Source organism: Kitasatospora sp. NPDC054795 (genome assembly GCF_053611565.1).
On the sequence record NZ_JBSHAP010000234.1, the window covers coordinates 1 to 6,670 of the forward strand.

The 6,670-nt window shown below is 76.5% G+C and carries 4 protein-coding genes and 1 pseudogene; 4 read left to right on the top strand and 1 reads right to left on the bottom strand.

The window, feature by feature from the left end; genetic code table 11:
* Positions 1 to 961, bottom strand: a pseudogene (locus ACWGJO_RS40450) (PAS domain S-box protein); the annotation flags it as partial.
* A gap of 278 nt (positions 962 to 1,239) precedes the next feature.
* Here ACWGJO_RS40450 and ACWGJO_RS40455 point away from each other — a divergent pair.
* From ACWGJO_RS40455 to ACWGJO_RS40470, 4 genes are all read left to right on the top strand, one after another.
* Positions 1,240 to 2,457 (top strand): rhodanese-like domain-containing protein, encoded by a 1,218-nt coding sequence (locus ACWGJO_RS40455; RefSeq protein WP_452190794.1) that lies wholly within the window; start codon positions 1,240 to 1,242, stop codon positions 2,455 to 2,457.
* A gap of 98 nt (positions 2,458 to 2,555) precedes the next feature.
* On the top strand, positions 2,556 to 3,218 hold the full coding sequence (locus ACWGJO_RS40460; protein WP_452190796.1) for a DUF5819 family protein: 663 nt from the start codon (positions 2,556 to 2,558) through the stop codon (positions 3,216 to 3,218).
* Positions 3,215 to 4,447: an HTTM domain-containing protein gene (locus ACWGJO_RS40465; protein ID WP_452190798.1), complete on the top strand. Its 1,233-nt coding sequence runs from the start codon at positions 3,215 to 3,217 to the stop codon at positions 4,445 to 4,447. Before ACWGJO_RS40460 ends, ACWGJO_RS40465 begins: the two co-directional genes overlap by 4 nt.
* Before the next feature lie 9 nt (positions 4,448 to 4,456).
* On the top strand, positions 4,457 to 6,670 hold a 2,214-nt coding region (locus ACWGJO_RS40470), incomplete at its 3' end, for an FUSC family protein (protein WP_452190800.1).

The following is a 6,670-nucleotide window of genomic DNA, read 5'->3' on the forward strand; positions in this document are numbered from 1 at the left end:
GGGGGGCGGGGTCGGGCCCCCCCCCGCGGGGGGGGGGGGGGGGCCGGGCCGGCCCGCCGCCCGCCGCGGCGCCCGCGACGGCGGCCACCGGCCGGACGGCGGAGGGGACGGCGGCCGGGGCGGCGGGGCGTTCGGCGGCCTCGCGCTGGACGGGCAGCGGGCCGGGCGGCCGGCGGCCGGGCGCGCCCTGTTCGGGCTGCGGCGGCGGGCCGACCCGGGCGGCGCGCTGCTGGGGCGTCGGGTAGCGGCGGCCTAGGCCGGCGGCCGCGTGCGCCGTACCGGTCTGCGCGTCGGCGGGCAGCACCGGCAGCACGGTGGCCGGGTCCAGCCGCAGGGCGGGCAGTCCGCCCCGGTCCAGCGCGGCCAGCAGCGCCGCGCGGTGGCCGGCGGGCAGCAGCCGGGCCAGTGGCTCGGGCACCGGCCGAGCGGCCGGGGTGAGCGCCGCGGTCAGGGTGTGGAAGCCGCCCCGGGCACCGGGCGCGGCGGCGAAGGGGAGCAGCCGCTCGCCGAGCGCGAGCCGCGGCCCGGTGGAGCGCAGCGGGCGGGCGTCGGCGGCCAGCGCCAGCAGTCCGCCGGCCGGGCCGGGCAGCGGGTAGGCCCACCAGAGCACGTCGCGCTGGTGCTCCTCGCGGTCGGTGACGGTCAGCCGGCCGGCCCAGGGGCGGCCGTCGGAGGTCCGCTCGGCGAGGGTGTCGAACGCGTCGCAGGGGCGGCGGACGGAGCAGCGTTCGCGCGCCCGGGGTTCCAGGGCGGGCAGCAGGCCGGAGGCCGGGCGGTCGTGGGCGACCTCGGCGCGGTGGCCGAAGAGTTCCTCGGCGGCCCGGCCCCACTGGGCGATCCGGCCGGACCGGTCGACCAGGACGGGGACGAGCCGGACCAGGGCGGCCACACCCGTCGGGTGGTCGCCCGGCGCGGTTACGTCGCCCGCCGGCCGCGGTGTGGAGTTGGACTCGGCCACCATGGATTCGCTCTGCTCCCGCCTGGCCGCCGCGCCCGGGGGCGGCCGTCGCTCCGGAGGAAGGCACGCTGTGCGGATACCAGCGAAGCACGGACCGGGCCGGGCTCGACACCGAAACGGGGAGATTCCTCAGGATCGGTTGCGTGTCGTGTGCCGCACGCCGGTTCGTGCCTCCGGTTCACCCGGACGGGGCCCGCGACCACGGCGGTAGGGTGGCAGGCCGGACCGCCCGTACGGGTGGTCCGCAGGACGCAGCCGGCCGGACGAGACAGAGGCGACAAGTGAGCGCGCAGAGCCCCGCCCGCTGGACGGACCCGGAGCAGCAGGCACTGGAGGAGCGGGTCGCCGCCGCCGAGCTCGCCTGGCTCAGCATGGACGTGGACGTCCAGACGCTGCGGGTCGAGATCGACAACTTCGCGCTGATCCACCACCAGCTGCTCGGCCCGCTGTACGCCCGGCTGGACGAACTGGACGCGCTGGTCGCCGAGGCCGTCGCGGCCCGCACCGGCCGGCCGGAGGACCTGCGCCGGGCCGCCGAGGCGCGGCAGCAGGTCGAGGACCTGCCGGACCTGGACGCGCTCTTCGACTCGGTGCGGGAGCAGTCCGGCCAGGACGGGGAGGCGGCCCCGCCGCCCGCCGCACCGGAGCGGGTGCGGCCCGGCAAGGACGCCCAGCGGATCTACCGCGAGCTGGTCCGCCGCGCCCACCCCGACCTGACCACCGACCCTGCCGAGCAGCAGCGCCGGGCCGCCTTCCTGGCCCGGGTCAACGAGGCCTACGCGTACGGGGACGCGACCGCTCTGGGGGCCCTGGCCGCCGAGTGGTCCACCGCGCCGCAGGCCGCGCCCGCCGTCGACGCGCCCGACCGCGCGGACTGGCTGCGCCGCCGGCTGGACTGGCTGACCGCCAAGATCACCGAGACCGCCACCGAGCAGGTCCGGCTGGAGCAGACCCCGATGGGCCAGCTGCTCGCCCTGGCCCCGCAGGACCCGGACCGCCTGCTGGAACAGCTCGCCGAGGAATTGCTGGCCAAGGCCGCCGAACGGCGGACCGAGCTGGAACGGCTGCTCGGCGGCCCGGCTCCGGCGGACGGCACGGCCTCCGGCGGCCGGAGTACGGCGCCGGTGGGCGACAATGACACGCATCCCCGCGAATCCCAGGAGAGCCACACGATGTTCCCGCAGATCCCCTCCGCCGACGCCGCCGCCGTGCCCGCCGACGCCGCCCTGCTGGACGTGCGCGAGCAGGACGAGTGGGACGCCGGCCACGTCGACGGCGCGCTGCACATCCCGATCGGCGAGGTGATTGCCCGCCTCGGCGAGCTGCCGGAGGAGAAGCTTTACGTGCTCTGCCGGGTCGGCGGCCGCTCCGCGCAGGTCGTCCAGTACCTGGTCCAGCAGGGCCGGGAGGCGGTGAACGTGGACGGCGGGATGCACGCCTGGCAGGGTGCGGGCCGTCCGATGGTGAGCAGCACCGGCCAGGAGGCCTTCGTCCTCTGACGGCCCGGCACCCGCCGCCCGTGCCGTGCGGCAGGATGGGCGCGCGCGAGCGCGCCGGCACCGGGCCGGTGGCGCCCGCCGACCGGTCGGGGGAGGCCATGACCGAGACGACGGACCGGCCGGCTGCCGGGAGGACCTGGTCCAGGCCCGCGCAGCTGGTCCTCGGCTTCGCCGGGTCGGTGCTGGCCGGCGGCACCGGGCTGTTCCTCGCCGCGGTGTTTCTGCACGTCGCGCCCGCCAACTCGGTGTCCCGGCAGTACCGGAACGAACTCGACGGCGTGGTGTACCCGGAGTTCGAGCAGAACTGGAAGCTGTTCGCGCCCAACCCGCTCCAGCAGAACGTGAGCGTGGACGCCCGGATCCGCACCGCCGCGCCCGACGGGTCCACCCGCACCCACGACTGGATCGGGCTGACCGCCCAGGACGTCGCCGCGATACGGGGCAACCCGGCGCCCAGCCACGTCGAGCAGAACCTGCTGCGCCGGGCCTGGGACTTCTACGACGGCTCGCACAACCCGCAGGACGAGACCCCGGCCTCCCCGCGCGGCAGGCTCGCCGAGCAGTACCTCGAGCGGATCGCCCTGCAGCGGATCGGCCGGGAGGCGGACGGCGGGCGGGTCGTGGAGATCCAGTTCCGGTCGACCGCGGCCACCGTCCCGCCGCCGTCCTGGAGCCGCGAGCCCGCGCCGGCGGCGCCCCGGGTGCGGGAGCTGCCGTGGTGGCCGGTGACGGACGAGGACTACCGGGGGCTGCTCGGATGAACGAGGCGACGGTGCGGGCCGCCGCACCGGGCGGGGCGGGGCCGGACGGCGGGGTGCCCCGGCAGACCGGGGCCGCGCGGCCGGTGGAGTCCGGGGCGGCACGCGGGCCGCGGGCACCGCTCGGGCGGGCCGCGGAGGCGTTCACCGGACGGGCGCTCGGCCGCCACCAGGCGGCGGTGGTGCGGATCGGCTTCGGGCTGGTCTGGCTGGCCTACCTGCTGCGCGAGTGGCCGCACCGGCGGGTGCTGTACGGCGACCTCTCCCCCTGGTCGGCGGAGCTGGCCGAACAGCTGCTGGCCGACAACGGGGCGTTCACCGTGCTGCCCTGGTTCGGCGGCCGGCTCTGGTTCGAGCTGGTCTACCACCTGGCCGTGCTGGCCGCCCTGGCCGTGCTGCTGGGCTGGCGGACCAGGGCGAGCACGGTGCTGTTCCTGGTCACCGTGCTGTCCCTGCAGAACCGCGACGTCTTCCTCGGCGACGGCGGTGACAACGTCGTCCACCTGATGGCGGTCTACCTGGTCTTCACCCGCTGCGCCGAGGTCTGGTCGCTGGACGCCCGGCGCCGAGTACCCGGGCGGACCGGAGTGGTGCTCTGGGCGGTGCTCGGAGTCGTCCTGGCGGCCTGTCAGTTCGGCGGCTTCGCCGGGGACACCCTGACCTGGACCGACCGGGCCTTCCCGTACCTCGGCTGGTCGCCGTTGTTCTGGGCGCTCTGGACGGCGGCCGGGCTCTGGTGGACGCTCGGCCGGCTGCGGCCGGACGGCGAGCCGCGGGCGGTGCTCGACGCGCTGGCGAACACGGTGCACAACTGCGCGATGCTGGTGATCGCCGTCGAAGTGGTGCTGATCTACGCCACGGCCGGCTGGTACAAGGTGCAGGGCACGCGCTGGCAGGACGGCACCGCGCTGTACTACCCGCTGCACCTGGACTACTTCACGCCCTGGCCGGGGCTGTCCGCGCTGGTCGGCTCGGCGCTGCTGCCGGTCTTCCTGATCTCCTACGGCACCGTGATCCTCCAGGTGGCGTTCCCGTTCACGCTGCTCAACCGGCGGGTCAAGAACGGCCTGCTGGCCGTCATGATGCTGGAGCACGCGGGGATCGCGGTCGTGCTCGGGCTGCCGGTCTTCTCGCTCGCGATGATCGCGGCGGACGCGGTGTTCCTGCCGACCGGGGCACTGCTGTGGGCGGCGGCGCGGCTGAGCCGGATCCGGCGGAGGTATCCGGCCTAGGATGTCGCTATGTCCTGGTTCGCCGCACTTCGTGACACCGCGCGGACCGGGCTCACCCTGGACCGGGCGCTCACCGACCCCAAGCGGGCGGTGCGCGGGGCCGTCGCGGTGGCGCTGGTGCTCTTCCCCACCCTCGCGCTCGGCGGGGTCGCGCTCGCCACCTCGGCCGCGATGGGCGCGTTCATCGCCGGCTCGGCCACCTTCCAGCGCAGCTTCCGGCCCCGGGCCAGCCTCGCCGTCGCCGCCGGCGCCGGACTGGGCATCAGCACCTTCCTCGGCTACCTGGCCGCCGGCGTCCCCGGGCTGTTCCCGGTGCTGCTCGCGGTGTGGGCCTTCGGCGCCGGACTGGCCTGGGCGATCGGGCCCACCGCCGGAGTGGTCGCCACCAACACCGTCTCGGTGATGCTGATCGTCGTGCAACTCCCGGTCAGCACGGTCACCGCGCTCGGCCACGGGCTCGTCGCCGCCCTGGGCGGAGTCGCCCAGGCCATCGTCATCACCGTCTGGCCGATCGGCAGCTGGACCGCCCAACGGGAGGCCCTCGCCGACACCTACGCCGAACTCGCCGACTACGCCCGCCGGTTGCGACAGGACCCGACCGCGCACGTCGACCCGGAGCCGTTCATGACGGCCCGCCACGCCGCCGCCCTCACCCCCTGGCAGGACCGCCACCGGCCACCCGAGCTGCGCGGACTGCGCGGCATCGCCGAGCGCATCCGGCCCACCCTCGCCGCACTCGCCGACCCCAAGGTGGGCGCCCCCGAGGAAGGGCCGGGACGGGACCGGGCCCGGGAAGTGCTGGCCGCCGCCGCCGAGGTCATGGACGCCCTCGCCCGGGCGATCCGCACCGGCGACCCCGTCCGGCTCCCCCGCTCCGCGCCCTCGCTCACTCTGGTCGGCTCCGACGACGGGCCGCGGCTCCAGGGCGCGGCCCGGCGCTCCGCCCGGCGGCTCGGCGGGCTGCTGCGGAAGGCCGCGGACACCCTGGACCGCAACGACGAGGACACCATCACCACCCCCGTCGTCGGGGCCGGCGGGGCGCTGCGCAAGCCCACCATCGCCCGGATGCTGCCGGTCGCGGCACGGGCCGTGCGGCGGCAGCTGCACCCGCGCTCGGCGATCTTCCAGCACGCCGTCCGGCTCGCCGGAGTGGTCACCGTCGCCTACCTGCTGGCCCGGCTCGCCGGATTCCACCACGGGTACTGGGCGCCGATGACCGCCGCGATGGTGATGCGGCCGGACTTCGCCCAGACCTACAGCCGGGGCGTCGCCCGGCTGGCCGGAACGGTGGTCGGCGTCGCCGTCTCGACGCTCGTGGTGCAGCTCGCCCACCCCGGGCAATGGGTGCTGGCCGCGCTGGCGGTGCTCTGCATCGGCGGGTCGTACCTGGCGTTCCGCACCGGGTACGCGCTCACCACGGTCGGGATCTCCACGTACGTGGTGTTCCTGCTCGGACTGCAGGAGGGGAACCCGCTGGTGACGGCCTTCGAACGGGTCGGGCTCACCCTGCTCGGCGGATCGATCGCACTCGTCACGTACGCGCTCTTCCCGACCTGGCAGACCGCCCGGCTCGGCGAACGGCTCGCCGAATGGCTGGCGGCCGCCGGACGGTACGCGGCGGCGGTGATCGCCTGCTACGAGGAGCCGGCGGCGCCGCGCGGGCGGGTGGTGCGCAGCGCGCTGCTGGACTCCCGGGAGGCGCGCTCCGAACTGTTCCAGGCGATGCAGCGGGCCGACGCCGAACCGGGGCGGCACGAATCCGGGCTGGCCGGGGTGAGCCGGCGCCAGATCGACCGGGCCCGGGCGGCGGTCGGCGCCCTCGGGCGGGCGGCGGTGCTGCTGGAGGCCCACCTGCCGGCGGGAGACGCGGAGCCGGTGCCGGGGGCGGGGGCGTACGCGGAGGAGCTGCGGCTGGCGACCGCGCTCGCGGCGGGGGCGATGCTGACGGGGCGGACGGTGGAGTTCGGGGCGGTGCGGGACGCCCAGGTGTGGTTGGAAGAGGGGTTGGCGGGGGCGCCGGCGGGGGTCCAGCGGGATGTGGTGAGGGCGGGGACCCGGTTGGTGGGGCAGGCTCTGCGGGATTTGGAGCGGGCTTTGCGGGGGTCTTCTGTGGGGGAGGGCTCTCGGGAGGGGGGCTTTCGGGAGGGGGGCTTTCGGGAGGGTGGCTCTCGGGAGGGTGGGGGGCCGGGGGCGGCTCCGGGGGTGGGTGCTCCGGGGGCTGGA

Bases quoted from the DNA above. Each gene is read 5' to 3' on its own strand.
- ACWGJO_RS40460 (WP_452190796.1), top strand. From the start codon at position 2,556: ATGACCGAGACGACGGACCGGCCGGCTGCCGGGAGGACCTGGTCCAGG.
- ACWGJO_RS40465 (WP_452190798.1), top strand. From the start codon at position 3,215: ATGAACGAGGCGACGGTGCGGGCCGCCGCACCGGGCGGGGCGGGGCCG.